Origin of the sequence: Salinispora vitiensis (genome assembly GCF_000378825.1) — a bacterium.
Lineage (GTDB): Bacteria > Actinomycetota > Actinomycetes > Mycobacteriales > Micromonosporaceae > Micromonospora > Micromonospora vitiensis.
In genome coordinates, this window is the sequence record NZ_KB900388.1 from 928,062 (window position 1) to 944,484 (window position 16,423).

A 16,423-nucleotide genomic window follows, 5' to 3' on the forward strand; every position below is an offset into this window, starting at 1 on the left:
AGGAACCACGTGGCAGCGGCTTTCGACCCATCCGGGCGTCTTCCGGATCTCTTCACCAACGCGGGAACGTCCTCCTTCTCCGCGTTCCTGAGCCAGGCGGCGCCGGAGTTGCTGCCCGGACGACGGCCGCTGCCGCCCGGGATGGCCACGGACCTGACGCCGCACGCCACCACCATCATCGCCATCGCCGCCGCCGGTGGGGTCGTGCTGGCGGGTGACCGCCGCGCGACCATGGGCAACCTGATCGCCCAGCGGGACATCGAGAAGGTGTTTCCGGCGGACGCGTACTCCCTGGTGGGCATGGCGGGCGCCGCCGGAATCGGGATCGAGCTGATCCGACTCTTCCGGGTCGAGCTGGAGCACTACGAGAAGATCGAGGGCGCGATGCTCTCGCTCGACGGTAAGGCCAACCGGTTGGCCGCGATGGTGCGGGGCAACCTCGGCGCGGCGATGCAGGGGCTGGCGGTGGTCCCGCTCTTCGCCGGGTTCGACCTGGCCGCGACCGACCCGGCGAAGGCCGGTCGGATCTTCAGCTTCGACGTGACCGGCGGTCCTTACGAGGAGGTCGGTTACGACGCGGTCGGCTCCGGCTCGTTGTTCGCCAAGTCGGCGCTGAAGAAGCGGTTCCGGTACGGGCTCTCCGTTGACGATGCGGTGCGCCTGGCCGTGGAGGCCCTGTACGACGCGGCTGACGACGACACCGCCACTGGCGGGCCGGACCTGACCCGGCGGATCTATCCGGTGGTGATGTCCGCCACGGCGGAGGGCACGCACCGACTCACCGAGGCGGAGACGGCGGCGATCGCCGAGAGTGTGGTCGCCGGCCGGATGGAGAATCCGGGCGGCTGAGTCCGCTACCCGACCCCCATCGACCAGCACAAGGCCGTTAGGAGACTTCTATCGTGGCCATGCAGTTCTACGCCTCGCCCGAGCAGATCATGCGCGACCGCTCCGAGCTGGCCCGCAAGGGCATCGCCCGCGGGCGCAGCGCGGTGGTCCTGAGTTACGCCGGCGGGGTGCTCTTCGTCGCGGAGAACCTCTCCAGCGCCCTGCACAAGGTCGGTGAGATCTACGATCGGATCGGCTTCGCCGCTGTGGGCCGGTACAACGAGTTCGAGAACCTGCGGCGGGCGGGTGTGCGGATGGCTGACCTGAACGGTCTGAGCTACGACCGGCGGGACGTGACCGGGCGGGCGCTCGCCAACGCGTTCGCGCAGACGCTCGGGGCGATTTTCACCGAGCAGTCCAAGCCGTTCGAGGTGGAGATCTGTGTCGCCCAGGTCGGGGCAACGGCGGCGGAGGACGAGCTGTACCGGCTGACCTACGACGGCTCTGTCAACGATGAGCCCGGCCGGATGGCGATGGGTGGTCAGACCGAGGCGATCGCTGGGGTGCTGAAGTCGAACCACCGGCCGGACATGTCGCTGGGGGACGCGGTCAAGGTGGCGGTGCAGGCCCTGGGTAGCGTCGGCGGGGAGGGCGGGGCCGCCCGCACGATCGCGGCCGACCAGTTGGAGGTCGCCATCCTGGACCGCGGCCGGGCCGGACGGACCTTCCGGCGGGTAACCGGCGCGGCGTTGGCCGCGCTGCTCGACGATAGCGAGGCCGCGGCCGCATCGGCGGAAGCCTCGACCGAGGCGGCGGACTCGACCGAGGCGGCGGAACGCCCCGATTCCTAGGCCAGCCAGGGCCACCGACTGCGGCCGTTCACGCCTCGATCAGCGGCTCCCACCAAGCCCGGTTCTCCCGGTACCAGTCGATGGTGGCGGCCAAACCCTGATCGAAGTCGACGGTGGGTTCCCAGCCGAGATCGCGCCTTGTCGTGGTGGTGTCGAGGGCGTACCGGCGGTCGTGGCCCTTTCGGTCGGTTACCGGTGTCACCCGATCCCAGCCGACGTTGAACGTGGTGAGCAGCGCGCCGGTCAGTTCCCGGTTGGTCAGGGCAGTGCCCCCGCCGAGGTGGTACACCATTCCGGCCTGGCCGTCCCGCTGCGCCAGCGCGATGCCGGTGCAGTGGTCCTCCACGTGTAGCCAGTCCCGGATGTCACCGCCGTCACCGTACAGCGGCAGGTTGTGCCCATCGATAAGGTTGGTGACGAAGCGCGGGATCAGCTTCTCGGGGTGCTGAAAAGGGCCGTAGTTGTTGGCGCCCCGGGTGATGACCACGTCCAGCCCGTGGGTGCGGTGGTAGGAGAGGGCGAGCAGGTCGGCGGCGGCTTTGCTGGCCGAGTACGGGGAGCTGGGGTTCAGCGGCGCTGAGGGGGGCCACGAGCCCTGGTCGATGGAGCCGTACACCTCGTCGGTGGAGACGTGGAGAAACCGTCCGGTCCGGTGCCGCAGGGCGGCGTCGAGGAGGACACCGGTGCCGCCCACGTTGGTGCTGACGAACGGGCTGGCGCTGTGGATGGAACGGTCCACGTGGGATTCGGCGGCGAAGTGGACGATGACATCGTGTCCGGCGACGGTGGCGTCCACCAGCTTCACGTCGCGTACGTCGCCGCGGACGACGTGCAGGCGGGGGTCGTCCCAGACGGGGGCGAGGCTGCCTTCGGTTCCGGCGTACGTGAACGAGTCGAGCACGGTTACCCGGTCTGGCCGCGGAACCGGTTCGGTGTCGCGGAGTAGCCGGCGCACATACGCTGAACCGATGAAGCCGGCCCCGCCAGTGACGAGGATCCTCACGGCTTGCACCGTACCCCGGGGTCGGGGCGGCGCGGGCCACAGTCGGCCCCGAGCCGGCGGGGACGGGTGTGGTGAGCACTGCCCAGATGTCGCCTTGTGCGGCTAGTGTCTCATCATGGAGCGGCGAATCTTCGGCCTCGAGACCGAGTACGGCGTCACCTGCACCTATCGTGGGCAGCGCCGGTTGTCCCCCGACGAGGTCGCGCGGTACCTGTTCCGGCGGGTGGTGTCGTGGGGCCGGTCGAGCAATGTCTTCCTGCGCAACGGCGCCCGGCTGTACCTGGATGTCGGCTCGCATCCGGAGTACGCGACGCCGGAGTGCGACTCGGTGGCCGATCTGGTGGCGCACGACCGCGCGGGCGAGCGGATCCTGGAGGGACTGCTCGTCGACGCGGAGAAGCGGCTGCACGACGAGGGCATCGCGGGTGAGATCTACCTGTTCAAGAACAACACCGATTCGGCCGGGAACTCGTACGGGTGCCACGAGAACTTCCTCGTCTCCCGGCACGGCGAGTTCGGCCGGTTGGCGGATGTGTTGATCCCGTTCCTGGTCACCCGGCAGTTGATCTGTGGTGCGGGGAAGGTCCTCCAGACGCCGCGGGGGGCTGTCTACTGCCTGTCGCAGCGGGCCGAGCACATCTGGGAGGGGGTTTCGTCGGCGACCACCCGGAGCCGGCCGATCATCAACACCCGGGACGAGCCGCACGCGGACGCGGAGCGGTACCGCCGACTGCACGTGATCGTCGGCGATTCGAACATGAACGAGGTCACCACCCTGCTGAAGGTGGGCGCCGCGGACATCGTGCTCCGGATGATCGAGTCCGGGGTGGTGATACGGGACCTGACGCTGGAGAATCCGATCCGCGCGATCCGCGAGGTGTCGCACGACATCACCGGGCGGCGGAAGGTCCGGCTGGCTTCCGGGAAGGAGATCAGCGCGCTGGAGATCCAGCAGGAATATCTGGCGAAGGCCACGGAGTTTGTCGAGCGGCGCGGCGGCGATCAGACAGCGAAGCGGGTGGTGGAGCTCTGGGGCCGGGTGCTGCGGGCGGTGGAGACCGGTGATCTGGAGCCGGTGGCCCGGGAGATCGACTGGGTGACCAAGCTACGTCTGATCGAGCGGTATCAACGCAAGCATGACCTGCCGTTGTCGCATCCGCGGGTGGCGCAGATGGATCTCGCCTACCACGACCTCCGTCGCGGCCGGGGCCTGTACGGCTTGCTGGAACGGCGGGGCCAGGTGGACCGGGCGGCGACCGATCCGGAGATCTTCGAGGCGAAGGAGACGCCGCCGCAGACCACCCGGGCGAGACTGCGGGGCGAGTTCATCCGGCACGCCCAGGAGAAGCGGCGGGACTTCACGGTTGACTGGGTGCACCTGAAGCTCAACGACCAGGCGCAGCGCACCGTGTTGTGCAAGGACCCCTTCCGGGCGTACGACGAGCGGGTGGAGCGGCTGATCGCCAGCATGTGAGCGTGGCGGGCGCGGTGAGCCTGCCCGGCGGTTGCGGGGTAGGCTGGCCACGCCATGATGCCAAGTCCTCCGGGCGGCTCCGGCTCCGAGAAGCAGAGCTGGACCGAGCGCCGCCGCCAGAAGATTCGTGCCGAGATCGAGCGAAACCGCCGCGGCGAGTACACGGTGCCCACCTGGGTGCTGGCGCTCGCCCTGGCCGCGATGGTGGCGGGTTTGGCCGCCCTGGTGATGATGGCCTGAGCGGCGGTCAGCGGGCGAGCCGCGCGGCGTACCGTCCGGCCGCCGCGGCGGCGAGGAAGTAAGCGTGGTCCGCATCCAGGCCGCGACCCATCGTCGACAGCGCCACCGGGCTGGCCCGCAGCGCGGCGTCGAGGCCGGTCACCGGCACCCGGCGCACCTGGTGCCGGGCGGTGAGCGGGGCCAGAGCCGCCTCGACCGCTGCGGCCAGCGTCGGGTCGAGTTGGTCCGGCACGACCAACTCGGCGGGGGCCAGGGCTACCCGACCGTACGCGGTCAGGCTGTGGTGCGAGACGCCCTGGTGTCGGGGGCGGGGGTCCGCGGCGGAGATGCGGAGGGACCCGACCGGCCGCCCGCCCAGTGCGGCGATCGCGTTGACCGCCTCGCCGACCGCCACCCCGGAGAAACCCCAGCGGGTACCGGTACCGAGGTTGCCGGGCCCCTGGGCGACGACGGCCAGGTCGGCGTGGAGCACGTGCCGCGCGGCGAGTAGGCCGGAGTGCAGGGTGCTCGCCTCCAGGTCGCCGCCGAATGCCTGCCCCACACTGATCGTGCCGGCGAGGTGTCCGCGGAGCCCGGCCAGGGTGCGGGAGAACCAGGCCGGCAGCGCGCCCCCATCGGTGAGCAGGTACGCCACCCGTGCGTCGGGTGCGTCGGTGCGGATCCCGGCGAGTACCGCCGGGAGAGCGGAGTGCAGGTCGGCGGTGACCACGGGCAGGCCGCCCAGGTCGTCGGCGTCGGCCAGGGCCGCCCGGTGCGGGGACGCCTCCTCGTCAACGCCGAGCAGGATCGGCTGCAACGGGGTGTAGCGGGCTTTGACCAGGTGGCCCCCGGCCCGATTGTCCGCCGCTGCGGGCGGGTCCGGTGGCAGCCGGTCCGGCAGGGCCACGACCAGGGCGTAGCCGCCGGTGCCGAGACCCATCAGCAGGGCGCCGACGTTGAGCAGCACCCGATCGCCGACGCGTGGTTGACCCACCAACTCGGGGTAGGCCAGCGCGCGCATCGTCGAGTCGTCGGGGAGGGTGACGGCCAACTCGACCGCGCCGTTCCATTCCCGTCGGATTTCCGTTACCGTTCCCGACCGCCATCGCACCATGCGCGCGACGCTAGCGGTCGAGCCGGGTGGGCCCGGCGTCCGGGGTGCCCGGGGCCGCCGGACCGGTCCCGGTGACCGGCCGGGGCAAGACGCGCGGCGTGATAGGTACATTTGTTCGCAGCGTTGGCTGCTAGCGTCATAGCGTGTCGCGGACCCGTACCGAACGCCTGGTCAACCTGGTGATCTGTCTTCTGTCCACGCGACGGTTCCTGACCGCCGTGCAGATCGCCGCGACCGTGCCCGGCTACCAGCATGATCCACACGACGTGCGGGACCACGAGGCGTTCCAACGTAAGTTTGAGCGGGACAAGGCCGAGCTGCGCGAGCTCGGTGTCCCGCTGGAGACCGGGACGGCCAGCGCCTTCGACCTCGAGCCGGGCTATCGCATCGCCCGCCGGCAGTATGCGTTGCCCGAGATCCCGCTCGAGCCGGACGAGGCCGCGGCGGTCGGCATCGCCGCCCGGCTGTGGCAGCACGCTGGGCTGGCCGCCGCCGCGTCGTCCGGGTTGGCGAAGCTACGCGCGGCCGGCGTTGACGTGGACCCACAGGCCACGCTCGGCCTGGAGCCGATGGTGACCGTCGATCCGGCCTTCGCGCCGCTGACCGCGGCGGCCCGGGACCGCCGCGAGGTGGCCTTCGACTACCGGGTGCCGGACCGGGACGAGCCGTCTGCCCGCCGACTGCAGCCGTGGGGGGTGGTCTGCTGGCGGGGCCGGTGGTATGTGGTGGGGCACGACCTGGATCGGGCCGCGGCCCGCTGTTTCCGCCTCTCCCGGGTGGTGGGGGCGGTTCGGACGGTGGGCCAGTCGGGGGCGTACGAGCCGCCGGCCGAGGTGGACCTGATCAGCTACGTCGCCCGCTCGTCCGGTCCGGTGGAGCGCACCGGCCGCGCCCGGGTGCTCGTCGCGCCCAACCGGGCTGCCGGGCTGCGCCGGTGGGCGGTGGAGACGACCTCGGGCTCCACCGGTGACCAGCTCGTCCTGCCGTACGCGGATCCGGAGGCGCTCGCCGGTCAGCTCGTCGGCTACGGCCCGGACGTGCGGGTGCTCGATCCACCGGAGGTGCGGGAGGCGGTCATCCAGCGACTCAAGGAAACCGCCGCGCGCCACGACGTCGTTGCGGGGAGTGCTCGATGACCGGGTCGGCCCGGCCCGGGTCCCGTACCTCCGCGGACCGGTTGGCCCGGCTGCTCAACCTGGTGCCCTTCCTGTTGGCCCGGCCCGGCATCGAGATCGCCGAGGCGGCGGGTGACCTGGGGGTGACCGAGCGGCAGCTGCGGGAGGATCTGGAGCTGCTCTGGGTGTGCGGGCTGCCGGGCTACGGCCCGGGGGATCTGATCGACATGGCCTTCGACGGCGACCGGGTGACGATCACCTACGACGCCGGTATTGATCGGCCGTTGCGGCTGACTCCCGACGAGGCCCTCGCGCTGGTCGTGGCGTTGCGCATGCTGGCGGAGACGCCGGGGGTGGCCAACCGGGAAGCGGTGGAGCGGGCTCTGGTCAAAATCGAAAATGCCGCGGGTGACCGGCTGGGCACCCCGGTCGCGGTACGGCTGCCGGCGGACAACCATCGGGTGGCGGAGCTGCGGGCGGCGGTGGAGAGCGGCCGGGCGTTGCGGATCACCTACTACTCGGTGGCCCGGGACGAGACGATCGAGCGGACCGTCGACCCCCTGCGAATGCTCGTCATCGGCGGTCAGGCGTACCTGGAGGCCTGGTGCCGCCGGGCGGAGGGGATGCGGATGTTCCGGGTCGACCGGATCGACGCGGTGACCCGGTCGGACGAGCCGGCGCGGGTGCCGGCGCAGGCGGTGCCGCACGACCTCAGCGGCGGTGCGTTCCGGCCCACGGCGGATCTGCCGCTGGTCACCCTGCGAATCGGTCGGAGCGAGCGGTGGATCACCGAGTACTACCCGTGTGAGCGGGTCGAGCCGGGTGACGGCGAGTGGCTGGTCTCGCTCCGGGTCACCGACCTGGGCTGGGCCCGCCGCTTCGTGTTGGGCCTGGGCCCGGAGGTCACCGTGGTGGCGCCGGCGGAGCTGGCCGCACAGGTGCATGCCGCGGCGACCGCGGCCCTTTCGGCGTACGCGACCCCGCCACCGGGCGCAGTGGCCGACCCGCCACCGGGCGCAGTGGCCGACGCGGCGGCCGCGGGGAAGGGCCAGTAGGCTGGGCGCCGTGGTGATGTGGATCGTGGTCGCGCTGGTGCTGCTCCCGTTCGTGCTGCTCGGGCTGGCCGTGCGTCCGGTGTTGACCCGGTTGCCTCGGCTGCGGCGGGCGGCGGTGGCGTTGCAACGGCACGCGGATGAGGCCGCGGCGCTCCAGACGACCGCGGTGGCGCTGCAGGCACGGGCCGAGGGGCTGCAGGAACAGCTGACGACCGTCCAGCACCGGGCCGCCACGGTCCGGTCCCGCCACGGCAGGTAGCAACCGCGCCGCCCACGGTGGCCCGCGCTGCCCACGGTGGTCCGGGTCGGGACGAAGCAGCGTGCCGGGGACATCCACGGTTGGCCTAGACTTCACCCAGCCGGCATGGTCCCGTAGCACCCAGCGGGTGGCAACGCTGCCGGACGCACGTACGATGGCTGCGACACCACCTGCCCGACACCGAGAGACCGGAGCTTCCCATGGGTGCCCTAAGGCCGTGGCACATCGCCGTACTCGTGGTCGTGCTGATCCTGCTCTTCGGCGCGAAGCGGCTCCCCGACGCGGCCCGCTCGCTGGGCCGTTCGCTGCGGATCATCAAGGCCGAGACGAAGAGCCTGCACGACGACGACCGTGACCTGGCCGAGAAGGCCGACGCCCAGGCTGGCCACCAGCCCCTGCCGCCGCAGGTGCAGCAGGGGCAGCCGTACCCCCAGCAGCCGACCTATCCGGCCCCGCCGCAGCAGCAGCCGGTCGTTGACCCGGTGCAGCGCACCCGCGACAACTGATCGAGGGGCCCGACCACCGTGGCCTTCGCCCTCCGTAAAGGCGGCCCGAGCAGTTTCCAACGGGCCTCGGAAGGCTCGATGACGCTGGTCGAGCACGTCCGTGAGCTGCGTAACCGGCTGTTCAAGGCGTCGCTGGCGATCCTGATTGGCTTCGGCGTCGGCCTTTGGCTCGCCGGGCCGGTGCGCGGCGTCCTGCAGCGGCCCTACTGCGAGCTTCCCCAGGCGCAGACCACCGACGGCACCTGTGACTTCGTGCAGCTCGGTCCCGCCGACCTGTTCCTGCTCAACCTCAAGATCGGTCTGTGGGTGGGGCTGATCCTCGCCGCGCCGGTGTGGTTGTACCAGCTGTGGGCCTTCATCGCCCCCGGCCTGCACAAGCACGAACGGCGCTACGCGTACGCCTTCACCGCGCTCGCCGCGCCGCTGTTCGCCGCTGGCGCGGTGCTGGCGTACTTCGTGACCTCCAAGGGCCTGGAGTTCCTGCTGCAGGTCTCCGGCCCCGAGATCAACACCACCCTCGACATCACCCGGTACATCTCGTTCGTCACCAACCTGATCCTGCTGTTCGGGGTGGCGTTCGAGTTCCCACTGATCGTGTTGATGCTCAACTTCGTCGGTGTGGCCAGCGCGAAGCGGTTGCTGGGCTGGTGGCGAGTGGCGGTGTTCGTGTTCTTCGCCTTCGCGGCGGTGGTCACGCCCACGCCCGACCCGTTCGGTATGACCGCGTTGGCGTTGTGCCTGTGTGCCCTCTACTTCGCGGCCGTCGGTGTCGCGTTCCTCAACGACAAGCGTCGGGGCCGGGGCAAGGAGACCTACGCCGACGTCGCCGACGACGAGGCGTCGCCGCTGGCGGAGGGGACTGACCCGGTCGAGGCGAGCGCCCCAGTTGGGGCGCCGGAGTCCGTCGCGGAGCCGGAGCCGGTCGCCAAGCCTACGCCGATCGAGCGCCGCTACGACGACATGACATGACCTGACGCTGGTGCCCCTGCCCGCCCGCGGCGTCGGGTGGGGGTGCGGCACCGGTCCCGTCCCGGTACGGTGCACGCCGTGACCGCAGTCGATTTTTCCGGTACCGGTCGTCCAGTCGCTGTCCTGGCCAACCCGAGCGCCGGCCGGGGGCGCCATCGCGGGCTGCTGCCCACTGTGGTGCACCGACTGGCGGCCGGCGGTCATCCGGTGCGGGTGCTCGCGGCGGGGACTCCGGCGGAGGCTCAGGCGGCCTGTCGCGCGGCGGTCGCAGACGGCGCGGTAGCGCTGGTCGCGGTCGGCGGTGACGGGACCGCGCACCTGGCGCTACAGGCGGTGGCGGGCACTGCGGTGCCGTTCGGGGTGGTGCCGGCGGGGACCGGGAACGACTTCGCCGGCGACACCGGCTTCCCGGCCGACCCCCTCGCCGCAGCGGACGTGATCGCCGCCGCGCTACGGCACGGCCGCTCCCATCCGATCGACCTGGCTCGTACCACTGCGGCCGATGGCACGCAGCGGTGGTACGGGGCGGTGCTCGCCGCCGGCATCGACGCGATCATCAACGAGCGGGCCAACCGGATGCGGTGGCCCCGTGGCCCGCGCCGCTATGACCTGGCGATCCTGGTGGAGCTGGCCCGGCTGCGGCCCCGCCGTTACACGTTGCGCCTCGATGGGGTGACCCACGAGCTGGACGCCGTGCTGGTGGCGATCGGCAACTGCGCCCGCTACGGCGGTGGGATGCGGATCTGCCCCGCCGCCGACCCGACCGACGGGCTGCTCGACGTCGTGGTCGGCGGGCGGTTCAACCGGCGTACGCTGCTGCGGATCAAACGCCGCATCTACCCGGGGACGCACGTTGACCACCCGCTGGTGCGCAGCTTCCGGGCCCGGACGGTGGAGGTGGCCGCCGCGGGCATCACCGGTTACGCCGACGGGGAGCCGGTGGCCGAACTGCCGGTGACGGTCACCGCGGCCCCGGCGGCGGTACGGCTGCTGCGCTGATCGCCGGTCAGCCCGGCACCGCCAAGTCCAGCACCGCGCCGAGCCCGTTCGGCCGGCCCGCCTCGCCGGGCGGGAGCACCAGCACCGCGCAGCCGGCCGCCACCGCGCCCGCGTCGGCGGGGGTGTCCCCAACCATGAGCACCCGTTCCGGGTCAACGGCCAGCGTCCCGCAGGCGTGCAGGAAGATACCCGGGTCGGGCTTGCAGCGCCCCACCTCGTACGACAGCACGTACCCGTCCACCAGGTCGGCGAGCCCCCAGGCGGCAAAGAGCGGCCGGATGTCGAAACCGATGTTGCTGACCACACCCACCCGTACCCCGGCGGCGCGCAGCGCGGCCAGGGTGGGGGCCGTATCCGGGTACGGCACCCACCCCTGGGGCACCAGCAACCGCTCGTAGAGCGCGTCGGCGAGCCCGTCGATCCCGGCGTCGACCGTCGCCGCGAGTCCGGTGTACGCGCCGCGGTGCGCATGCGGGTACAGGTCCCGGTCGGCCCAGAGCTCGGCCAGCGCGGGCGGGACCCGCGGGGGCAGTGGCCCCCCGGCCCGGCCGGCGGTGACCAGCCGGTCGGCGAGGGCGGTGGCGCGGATTCGGTCCAGCGCGGTTCCACAGCTGGCAGCCGCCGCGGTCACCCAGGCGGTAGCCTCCTCCACCTGCGCGAGCGTCCCGTGGAAATCGAAGAGCACCGCCTCCACGGGACGGCGGGATGCCGTCGGGGAAACAGCACGACCCGGGGCGGTTGTCTGAGCGGGTTCGGTACGGTCCGGCACGCCGTGCACCCTACCGACCGCCCCGGACGGCTCCGGACGGGACGGCCTCGTGGGGCGCACCGGCGCGGCACGCACTAATCTTGGTCCCATGTCGAGCCCCGCCGAGCGGTACGCCGCGGCACGCCGCCGGGCCGCACAGGCCCCCCTGTCCCCGGCGTTGGACGAGTTCGCCCTCGACCTCGGCGTCGACCTCGACGACTTTCAGCGGGAGGCCTGCCAGGCGTTGGAGCGCGGCAGCGGCGTCCTGGTCTGCGCCCCCACCGGCGCCGGCAAGACGGTCGTCGGTGAGTTCGCCGTCCACCTGGCGCTGCGGGGCGGGACCTCGGCTGACGCGGGGCGCCGCAAGTGCTTCTACACCACGCCGATCAAGGCGTTGTCGAATCAGAAGTACCACGATCTCGTTGACCGGCACGGCGCCGACCAGGTCGGGTTGCTCACCGGGGACAACGCCATCAACGGTGATGCGCCGGTGGTGGTGATGACCACCGAGGTACTGCGCAACATGCTCTACGCCGGCTCGGCGACGCTGCAGGGGCTGGCGTACGTGGTGATGGACGAGGTGCACTACCTCGCCGACCGGTTCCGCGGCGGGGTGTGGGAGGAGGTGATCATCCACCTGCCCGCCTCGGTCACGCTGGTGTCGCTGTCGGCGACGGTGTCCAACGCGGAGGAGTTCGCCGACTGGCTGGTCACGGTGCGCGGCGAGACCGAGGTCGTGGTCAGCGAGCACCGGCCGGTGCCGTTGTGGCAACACATGCTGGTTGGCCGGCGGATGTTCGACCTGTTCCACGACGCCGACGCCGCGCGCAAGCACGATGTGCATCCGGAGTTGCTGCGCTACACCCGGGACACGCTGCGCCGCCTCGAGTTGGGGGACGGGCGCGGTGGCGGCCCGGGGGGTCGGCGTGGGCCGCGCTGGCGGGGGCCGATGCGCCCGGACATCGTCGACCGGCTGGACCGCGAGGGGCTGCTGCCGGCGATCCTGTTCATCTTCAGCCGTGCCGGCTGTGACGCGGCGGTGCAGCAGTGTCTCGCCGCCGGGCTGCGGCTCACCGGACCGGAGGAGCGGGCCGAGATCCGTCGGGTGGTGGAGAGTCGGATCACCACCATCCCGGGCGAGGACCTGTCGGTGCTCGGCTACTGGGACTGGCTGGACGGGTTGGAGCGGGGCCTCGCCGCGCACCACGCCGGCATGCTGCCGGCGTTCAAGGAGGTCGTCGAGGAGCTGTTCGTCCGCGGGCTGGTGAAGGCGGTGTTCGCCACCGAGACCCTCGCGCTGGGCATCAACATGCCGGCCCGCTGCGTGGTGTTGGAGCGCCTGGTCAAGTACAACGGCGAGGCGCACGTGGACCTGACGCCCGGCGAGTACACGCAGCTCACCGGCAGGGCGGGCCGCCGTGGTATCGACGTGGAGGGGCACGCGGTGGTGGTCTGGTCCCCGGAGACCGACCCGCGGCACGTGGCTGGCTTGGCATCCACCCGTACGTACCCGCTGCGGTCGAGTTTCCGGCCGTCGTACAACATGGCCGTCAACCTCGTCGGCAGCGTGGGCGCGGAGCCGGCCCGGGCGTTGCTGGAATCCTCGTTCGCGCAGTTCCAGGCGGACCGGTCGGTGGTCGGGCTGGCGCGGCAGGTGCAGCGCAACACCGAGACGGTCCAGGCGTACGGCGTGGAGGCGGCCTGCCAGCACGGTGACTTCGACGCCTACTTCGCGATCCGGGTGGCGATCGCCGACCGGGAGCGGGAGTTGGCCCGGCAGGGGCAGAGCCAGCGGAAGGCGGCGGCGATCGTCTCGCTGGAGCGGCTGCGGGTCGGCGACGTGATCCGGGTGCCGTCCGGCCGGCGCGCTGGCCTTGCGGTGGTGCTGGACCCGGCGGCCGCCGGCTTCGGGGAGCCCCGTCCGTTGGTGCTGACCCAGGACCGTTGGGCGGGCCGGGTGGGCCCGGGTGACTTCACCACCCCGGCGGAGGTGCTCACCCGGATTCGGGTGCCCAAACACTTCAACCACCGCTCCCCGGCCGCGCGCCGGGACCTGGCCGCCGCGGTCAGCGGCACCGGGCTGAACCGGCACGGCAGCCGGCGGGGTGGCCGGTCGCGGCGCGGTGGCGGGGAGGACGACCGGCTGGTGCAGCTCCGCGCCGAGCTGCGCCGCCATCCGTGCCACGCCTGCCCGGAACGGGAGGAGCACGCCCGTTGGGCGGAGCGTCGCCGCCGGCTGGAGAAGGACACCGAGGAGCTGCGGCAGCGGGTGACCGGCCGGACCGGTTCCCTGGCCCGCACCTTCGACCGGATCGTGGCGCTGTTGACGGCCCGCGGCTACCTGGCCGTCGACGGGGGCGTCACCGACGCCGGTCGGATGTTGAGCCGGATCTGGACGGAGGCGGATCTGCTGGTCGCCGAGTGCCTGCGTCGTGGCGTGTGGAATGGGCTCAGCCCGGCCGAGTTGGCGGCGGCGGTGTCGGTGGTGGTCTTCGAGGCCCGCCGGGACGTTGACGAGCGCGCGTCGCTGCCGCGGGGCGCGGTGGCGACGGCGGTTGACGAGACGTTGAAGCTGTGGGGGGAGATCGAGGCCGACGAGGCGGCACAGGGGCTGACCGTGACCCGGGAGCCGGATCTCGGCTTCGCCTGGCCGGTCTACCGCTGGGCCCGTGGTGAGCCACTCGCGAAGGTTCTCGTCAGCGGCCACATCGACGGCGAGATGCCGGCCGGCGACTTCGTCCGCTGGGCCCGGCAGGTGGTGGACCTGCTCGGCCAACTGGCCGAGTCCGGCGGCGCCTCTTCCGAGCTGCGTAGCACCGCGCGGCAGGCCATCGTCGCGGTGAACCGCGGGGTGCTCTCCTACCAGGCCACCGCCTGACGAGTCACCTCTCGTCCGGCACCGCACCCCCCGCACCGCACCCCCCCCGCACCGCACCGCACCGTCCCCGGCACCGCGCGCCGGGGACGGCTGGCGACGGCGGTCAGTCCGCGCGGTGGGCCAGGGCGTCAACCAGGCGCCGGACGGCGCCGGCTAGGTTCCACCGCTCGGCGAGGTCGAGCAGCCGATCGGGGTCAGCCGGTGCGGCCGGCAGGTCGGTGGGCAGGGCGGGCAGCGGCACATCGAGGGCGACCCGGACCACCGTCGGGGCGACGGCCAGGTACTCCCGCGCGGCGCTGAGTTTCGCCCGTAGCCCCGGCGCGAAACCGGCAGCCGGATCGTCCAGGGCGGCGAGCACACCGGCGATGTCGCCGTACCGGTCAACGAGCCGGGCCGCGGTCTTCTCACCGACGCCGGGAACCCCCGGCAGACCGTCGCTGGGGTCACCGCGCAGCGCGGCGAAGTCGGCGTAGCGGGCGGCGGGCACCCCGTATCGGGCCTGGACGGCAGCGTCGTCGCAGTCTGCCAGCTTCGCCACCCCCCGCCCGACATAGAGCAGCCGCACCCGCCGGGCGTCATCGACCAGCTGGAACAGGTCGCGGTCGCCGGAGACCACCTCGACCGGGCCCGGCTGGGTGACCGAGAGGGTGCCGAGCACGTCGTCAGCCTCGTAGCCGGTGGCGCCGACGGTGGTTACGCCGAGCGCGTCGAGCACGTCGAGCATCACCGGGACCTGCGGACCCAGCGTGTCGGGAACCACCTCACCCCCCTCCGGCGCCACCCGGTGCGCCTTGTACGACGGCAGGAGGGCCACCCGCCACTGGGGTCGCCAGTCGTGGTCCATCGCGCACACCATCCGGCCCGGCCGGCGGGTGCGGACCAGGCTCGCCAACATGTCGAGGAAGCCGCGGACCGCGTTGACCGGTTGGCCGTCGGGCCCGACCGCGGCGGACTCCGGAATGCCGAAGTATGCCCGGAAGTAGAGGCTGGGCGCGTCCACGAGCATCAGCGGGGCTGGCATGCGGGACAGCCTGGCACACCGCACCGACATCGGCGTGGATGTGGGCAGCGGGGGACCGGCCGATGACCTCCGCTGCGCGTTCCGGTGCCGCGGCGGTGGGGCGAGCCGAACGACCGTTAAGCTGGTGGGCGCGACGGCTCAACCCCACCCCCCACGGAGCTCATCAACCCATGACTGTCGACCGGATCCTCCCCACCGACGAGGCCCACGACCTGCTGGACCTGGCCACCGAACTCGCCGACCGGGAGCTCGCGCCGAAGGCCGCCGACCACGAGGAGCGCGCCGAGTTCCCCCGGGAGGTGCTGCGCACCCTGGGTCGGTCGGGCCTGCTCGGCCTGCCGTACGCGGAGGAGTACGGCGGCGCCGCCCAGCCGTACGAGGTGTACCTGCAGGTGTTGGAGATCCTGGCCAGCCGCTGGCTCGCGGCCGCCGAGGCGATCAGCGTCCACACCCTGTCCTGCTTCCCACTCGCCGAGTACGGCACGGCGCAGCAGCGGAAGCTGCTGCCCGAGCTGATCGGTGGGGAGTTGCTGGGCGCGTACTGTCTCTCCGAGCCGCAGGGCGGTTCGGATGCCGCGAGTCTGACCACCCGGGCCGTCCTCGACGGCGAGGAGTACGTCGTCTCCGGCACGAAGGCGTGGATCACGCACGCCCACGTGGCGGATTTCTACAACATCTTCTGCCGTACCGGCGGTGCCGGGGCGTCGGGCATCTCCTGCCTGCTCGCGGACCGGAACCTGCCTGGGATCGAGCCGCAGCTGCCGGAGCGCACGATGGGGCTGCACGCTTCTCCGGTGGCGCAGGTCGTCTTCGATGGGACGCGGGTGCCGGCGGAGCGGCTGATCGGCGGGGAGGGCAGGGGCTTCGGCATCGCGATGTCCGCGCTGGACTCGGGCCGGCTGGGGATCGCGGCCTGCGCGGTTGGCCTGGCCCAGGCGGCGCTGGACTACGCGGTCGGCTATGCCCGGGAGCGGCAGCAGTTCGGCCGGGCGATCGTCGACTTCCAGGGGCTGGGATTCCTGCTCGCTGATGCCGCCACCCAGATCTCGGCGGCCCGGGCCCTGATGCTTGCGGCGGCCCGGCTGCGCGACGCCGGTCGGCCGTACTCGATCGAGGCGGCGAAGGCGAAGCTGTTCGCCACCGATATGGCCATGCGGGTGACCACCGACGCGGTGCAGGTGCTGGGCGGTGCGGGCTACGTCGCTGATCACCCCGTGGAGCGGTACATGCGCGAGGCGAAGGTGCTGCAGATTGTTGAGGGGACCAACCAGATCCAGCGTATGGTGATCTCCCGGGCGCTGGCGAAGGGCTGACGGAGGGGGCGGACCCGCGGCCGCCGCGTTGTTCTGGTGACCCAACGTCGCGTGGTGGGCCTTTTCCCGGT

At 72.1% G+C, this 16,423-nt stretch carries 16 protein-coding genes; 12 read left to right on the forward strand and 4 right to left on the reverse strand.

Annotated features, from left to right (window positions below; all coding sequences use genetic code 11):
- The first annotated feature begins 9 nt into the window (after nucleotides 1-9).
- A complete protein-coding gene (gene prcB, locus SALPAC2_RS0104235; RefSeq protein WP_018215397.1) occupies nucleotides 10-849 on the forward strand; it encodes a proteasome subunit beta in 840 nt (279 codons plus the stop codon).
- A gap of 53 nt (nucleotides 850-902) precedes the next feature.
- On the forward strand, nucleotides 903-1,679 hold the full coding sequence (gene prcA / locus SALPAC2_RS0104240) for a proteasome subunit alpha (protein ID WP_026184402.1): 777 nt from the start codon (nucleotides 903-905) through the stop codon (nucleotides 1,677-1,679).
- Nucleotides 1,680-1,707: 28 nt separating this feature from the next.
- Here prcA and rfbB read toward each other — a convergent pair whose 3' ends face one another.
- The gene (rfbB, locus tag SALPAC2_RS0104245) at nucleotides 1,708-2,682 is read right to left on the reverse strand and encodes a dTDP-glucose 4,6-dehydratase (protein ID WP_018215399.1); all 975 of its coding nucleotides are present in this window, start codon (nucleotides 2,680-2,682) and stop codon (nucleotides 1,708-1,710) included.
- 115 nt (nucleotides 2,683-2,797) lie between these two features.
- Between rfbB and pafA the strand changes: the two genes are divergently transcribed.
- A complete protein-coding gene (pafA, locus tag SALPAC2_RS0104250; protein ID WP_018215400.1) occupies nucleotides 2,798-4,156 on the forward strand; it encodes a Pup--protein ligase in 1,359 nt (452 codons plus the stop codon).
- Nucleotides 4,157-4,210: 54 nt separating this feature from the next.
- The gene (locus tag SALPAC2_RS0104255) at nucleotides 4,211-4,396 is read left to right on the forward strand and encodes a hypothetical protein (RefSeq protein ID WP_018215401.1); all 186 of its coding nucleotides are present in this window, start codon (nucleotides 4,211-4,213) and stop codon (nucleotides 4,394-4,396) included.
- A gap of 7 nt (nucleotides 4,397-4,403) precedes the next feature.
- Here SALPAC2_RS0104255 and SALPAC2_RS0104260 read toward each other — a convergent pair whose 3' ends face one another.
- Nucleotides 4,404-5,489 (reverse strand): DUF3866 family protein, encoded by a 1,086-nt coding sequence (locus SALPAC2_RS0104260; protein ID WP_026184403.1) that lies wholly within the window; start codon nucleotides 5,487-5,489, stop codon nucleotides 4,404-4,406.
- 143 nt (nucleotides 5,490-5,632) lie between these two features.
- Between SALPAC2_RS0104260 and SALPAC2_RS0104265 the strand changes: the two genes are divergently transcribed.
- The 6 genes from SALPAC2_RS0104265 (at nucleotide 5,633) to SALPAC2_RS0104290 (ending at nucleotide 10,392) form a co-directional block, all read left to right on the forward strand.
- Nucleotides 5,633-6,625 (forward strand): helix-turn-helix transcriptional regulator, encoded by a 993-nt coding sequence (locus SALPAC2_RS0104265; RefSeq protein ID WP_018215403.1) that lies wholly within the window; start codon nucleotides 5,633-5,635, stop codon nucleotides 6,623-6,625.
- On the forward strand, nucleotides 6,622-7,659 hold the full coding sequence (locus SALPAC2_RS0104270) for a helix-turn-helix transcriptional regulator (protein WP_018215404.1): 1,038 nt from the start codon (nucleotides 6,622-6,624) through the stop codon (nucleotides 7,657-7,659). Before SALPAC2_RS0104265 ends, SALPAC2_RS0104270 begins: the two co-directional genes overlap by 4 nt.
- Before the next feature lie 10 nt (nucleotides 7,660-7,669).
- Entirely contained in the window at nucleotides 7,670-7,918 is a 249-nt protein-coding gene (locus SALPAC2_RS0104275; protein WP_018215405.1) for a hypothetical protein, read from the forward strand.
- 200 nt (nucleotides 7,919-8,118) lie between these two features.
- Nucleotides 8,119-8,424: a Sec-independent protein translocase subunit TatA gene (gene tatA, locus SALPAC2_RS0104280; protein WP_018215406.1), complete on the forward strand. Its 306-nt coding sequence runs from the start codon at nucleotides 8,119-8,121 to the stop codon at nucleotides 8,422-8,424.
- A gap of 18 nt (nucleotides 8,425-8,442) precedes the next feature.
- Nucleotides 8,443-9,393 carry a twin-arginine translocase subunit TatC gene (gene tatC, locus SALPAC2_RS0104285; RefSeq protein WP_026184404.1) on the forward strand — a complete coding sequence of 317 codons (951 nt, stop codon included), beginning with the start codon at nucleotides 8,443-8,445 and terminating at the stop codon, nucleotides 9,391-9,393.
- A gap of 78 nt (nucleotides 9,394-9,471) precedes the next feature.
- Nucleotides 9,472-10,392 (forward strand): diacylglycerol kinase family protein, encoded by a 921-nt coding sequence (locus SALPAC2_RS0104290; protein WP_026184405.1) that lies wholly within the window; start codon nucleotides 9,472-9,474, stop codon nucleotides 10,390-10,392.
- 7 nt (nucleotides 10,393-10,399) lie between these two features.
- On the opposite strand, the gene SALPAC2_RS0104295 is transcribed toward SALPAC2_RS0104290, so the two are convergent.
- Entirely contained in the window at nucleotides 10,400-11,161 is a 762-nt protein-coding gene (locus SALPAC2_RS0104295; RefSeq protein WP_026184406.1) for an HAD family hydrolase, read from the reverse strand.
- An 88-nt stretch (nucleotides 11,162-11,249) separates the two neighbouring features.
- Here SALPAC2_RS0104295 and SALPAC2_RS0104300 point away from each other — a divergent pair, with 88 nt between their 5' ends.
- Entirely contained in the window at nucleotides 11,250-14,018 is a 2,769-nt protein-coding gene (locus SALPAC2_RS0104300) for a DEAD/DEAH box helicase (RefSeq protein ID WP_018215410.1), read from the forward strand.
- A 103-nt stretch (nucleotides 14,019-14,121) separates the two neighbouring features.
- On the opposite strand, the gene SALPAC2_RS0104305 is transcribed toward SALPAC2_RS0104300, so the two are convergent.
- A complete protein-coding gene (locus SALPAC2_RS0104305; protein ID WP_018215411.1) occupies nucleotides 14,122-15,039 on the reverse strand; it encodes a 5'-3' exonuclease in 918 nt (305 codons plus the stop codon).
- 170 nt (nucleotides 15,040-15,209) lie between these two features.
- On the opposite strand from SALPAC2_RS0104305, the gene SALPAC2_RS0104310 reads away from it, so the two are divergent.
- Nucleotides 15,210-16,352, forward strand: a complete 1,143-nt coding sequence (locus SALPAC2_RS0104310) for an acyl-CoA dehydrogenase family protein (protein WP_018215412.1) — start codon at nucleotides 15,210-15,212, stop codon at nucleotides 16,350-16,352.
- The last annotated feature ends 71 nt before the right edge of the window (nucleotides 16,353-16,423 follow it).

Coding starts and splice junctions, on each gene's coding strand:
- SALPAC2_RS0104305 (WP_018215411.1), bottom strand. CDS start 15,039: ATGCCAGCCCCGCTGATGCTCGTGGACGCGCCCAGCCTCTACTTCCGG.
- SALPAC2_RS0104260 (WP_026184403.1), bottom strand. CDS start 5,489: ATGGTGCGATGGCGGTCGGGAACGGTAACGGAAATCCGACGGGAATGG.
- tatA (WP_018215406.1), top strand. CDS start 8,119: ATGGGTGCCCTAAGGCCGTGGCACATCGCCGTACTCGTGGTCGTGCTG.
- pafA (WP_018215400.1), top strand. CDS start 2,798: ATGGAGCGGCGAATCTTCGGCCTCGAGACCGAGTACGGCGTCACCTGC.
- SALPAC2_RS0104270 (WP_018215404.1), top strand. CDS start 6,622: ATGACCGGGTCGGCCCGGCCCGGGTCCCGTACCTCCGCGGACCGGTTG.
- SALPAC2_RS0104255 (WP_018215401.1), top strand. CDS start 4,211: ATGATGCCAAGTCCTCCGGGCGGCTCCGGCTCCGAGAAGCAGAGCTGG.
- SALPAC2_RS0104310 (WP_018215412.1), top strand. CDS start 15,210: ATGACTGTCGACCGGATCCTCCCCACCGACGAGGCCCACGACCTGCTG.
- SALPAC2_RS0104300 (WP_018215410.1), top strand. CDS start 11,250: ATGTCGAGCCCCGCCGAGCGGTACGCCGCGGCACGCCGCCGGGCCGCA.